The sequence below is a fragment of the Cupriavidus sp. UYPR2.512 genome, assembly GCF_000379565.1.
In the GTDB taxonomy this organism is placed as follows: domain Bacteria; phylum Pseudomonadota; class Gammaproteobacteria; order Burkholderiales; family Burkholderiaceae; genus Cupriavidus.
On sequence record NZ_KB903008.1, the window covers coordinates 1 to 2,522 of the forward strand.

Sequence of the window (2,522 nt, forward strand, 5' to 3'; positions counted from 1 at the left end):
CACCTCCGCCGTCCCCAATTTCCCCAAGTGCAGCCTGCTAAACCCCCTATATTGTGGAAAAATTCAAACCTGATAATGTCGCCTATCAGGTAAGTTATAAATGCACCGTTCGGGTCACATCATGGCCGTCGTCGCTCACACAACTAAAGTTGCCCGACGGTCGTTTGGGGCTCCGCTTCAGACCCGCGCCGGGGCTGTCTATATATTGGGTCGCGCGGGCCAGAAAGAGAAGGGCCAGATTAGCGCCCGGCGACATCCGGCAACGCGTGCGCCCGCTGGTAGCAGCGGGCCGCCTCGGTCAGGTCCCGCGCCTCCTGCCAGAACCCTTGTCGGTGGCGGACGACGGCCACAAAGAACTGGTAGTCCGCCGCCGCCCGCGTCGCGATCGGCTCGGGCGTCACCGCGCCCGCCGAGGTGGGAAACGGTAACGCGACCCGGCCCATCCGCTGGTAGTCGCGCGCACCGCGCCGCAGGCCCGCAAGCGCCGCGCCCGGTGTCGCGGCGGCTACCTGCAACGGTGCCTGATTCCAGCGCGCGACAAAGCGACCATCGGCCGCGCGATAGAGCCAGCACCACGGACTCCCGTCCTTCAGACCGAGCAAGTGGCGACGCCGCACATCGGCATCGGCCGGTTCGATCGCCTCGACCACTTCCCAACCGGTCTCTTCCGACCAGGTCAGGCACGCGCCCCGACTGGCCGCCCACATCGTGTCCCGGCGCGCCTGTCGGCGGGCGGCGTTTGCCAACTGACGCATCGCTTTGCTGGCATGCGCGGCTGCCGTCCAGTCTGCCAAAATCGACGCCGCAAAGCCGAACCCGCCGGGCATGAGGCGCGCCAACCAGGCGCTGTCACGCCACGACGTGCTGGGTGCCGCGTCGGCCCAAGCGGCGACGCCCGACCATGCGGCCGCGTTCGCGCGCGCTTGCGCATCGCGCCAGAGCGCGCCCAGGCTCACGCGCGCCGCATGGCAGGCGAACCAGTGCCGCGTCGCGGCATCGGCATGATCTGCGCCGCGTACCTGACAATCGGCTTGCACCGGTTCGGCCAACTGGCCCGCGGTCCTCGTCAGCGGTGGGCGATCGGGCCAACGCCGCTGTTCAAGGCCCGGTTCGGCTGCACGTCCCCACAGCATGTCGATGAACGCCTGCCGCGCACGGGGACTGCCGCCGATCCACGCGCTGATGGCGAACGGATCGCACGAGTCAATGAACCGGGCGATCCACCGCGCGCCGTCAGGGGCCAGGTGCCGGCGCACATGGCGGGCGAGCGCCCGATACACCGCCGTGGCGGGCGTCGGTGGCGAATACGACGGCTTCCTGTTCTCGCGTTGGCCCGGTGGTGGCGACACTCCATCTCGCGACGGCGTCTGCTGCGGGCGCGGGCGACACCACACGGTGCGGATTTGAGCCGGCACGAAACTGATTGGCCGCAGGCACGCGGGATAGGCGAGCCCGAGCACTTGCGCGGCGGTGATTACCCACTCCAGGCGGCCGGGAGCGGCTTGGCCCAAGGCTTCGTCCAGCCGCGCGGAGCGGATGAGCCCGGACAAGGCATCCCGCCACGCGGCAAGTGGATCGAGCACACGGGTGGCGCCCGGCGCCAGCGTCGGCCGACGGCAGGTTTCGTGCGTAAGAAAGTGCAAACGACCACAGCGGCAACTGCCGGCCGCGGCGTAGTCGGCGCTGGGCGCGCAGCATCGCGTGAAACGGCGCGCCGCAGTGACAGCGGTCCGGGAGCGGCGTACCGTGGATCGGGCACGCGTCAAGCAACGCGATGGAAAATAGGGCCGTGTGGTAGCCGGCAGCGAGACAGGCGAAGCAGAGGCGCGGCCGGGGCACCGCCAGCGCCGCGCTCAGCGAGGACGGCAGCGCGCCTAGCGTCGACCAACGAAATGCCTCTGGTGGCTCGCCGAGCAAGCGTGCGAACGCTGAGATATCCACGCCGCCGGCACGCTCGAGCAATTCCACGGTCGCAGGTGGGTGCGCCCCACGGCAGGGCAACTCGTGTGGGTGGAGCGCACTAAGCGCGCACGCGCGCAGGACCGTATGCCAGAGCGACGCATAGGGCAGCACGCTGCCGACATGCCAGGTCAGGCGCGTGTCAGCCATGTGAGGACTGCCCGGGGGCGGCGTGATGCAGGGCCGCGGTTGCAGACACCAGCGTCATCAGCATGCCATGCCCGCAATTCTCGACGGCGGTCCGCCAGGCCTCGGCCGAGGTCGCCATGTCGATGTCAGCGCCGCCGGCGATGCGCAGCAAGACATGGCGGCAAGCTTGCGCCACGGTCTTCATCGGGAAATCGATCGGTCCCGCGTAACGTGGCGGTAATGTGTCCTGCATAGCCTGCATCAGCGCGTCTGCCTGCGGCGCCATCCGGAAGCCTCCGGCCCACGGACGAGGTGCCAGGGCTGCCGTAAACGAGCAACCTGACCCTGCCTCGCTTTCACGTACAGCAACTCATGCAGCCATGCGCAGGGCTTCGTAGTCGACCGGCGTAAGGAAGTCGATCGAAGTGTGCAGG

2 protein-coding genes are annotated in these 2,522 nt (G+C 68.5%); both read right to left on the reverse strand.

Annotated features, from left to right (window positions below):
• Positions 1-239: 239 nt before the first annotated feature.
• Positions 240-1,583 carry a hypothetical protein gene (locus A3A5_RS44090; RefSeq protein WP_198293148.1) on the reverse strand — a complete coding sequence of 448 codons (1,344 nt, stop codon included), beginning with the start codon at positions 1,581-1,583 and terminating at the stop codon, positions 240-242.
• Between the two features lie 518 nt (positions 1,584-2,101).
• Positions 2,102-2,374 (reverse strand): hypothetical protein, encoded by a 273-nt coding sequence (locus A3A5_RS0117335; RefSeq protein WP_018311805.1) that lies wholly within the window; start codon positions 2,372-2,374, stop codon positions 2,102-2,104.
• Positions 2,375-2,522 lie beyond the last annotated feature (148 nt).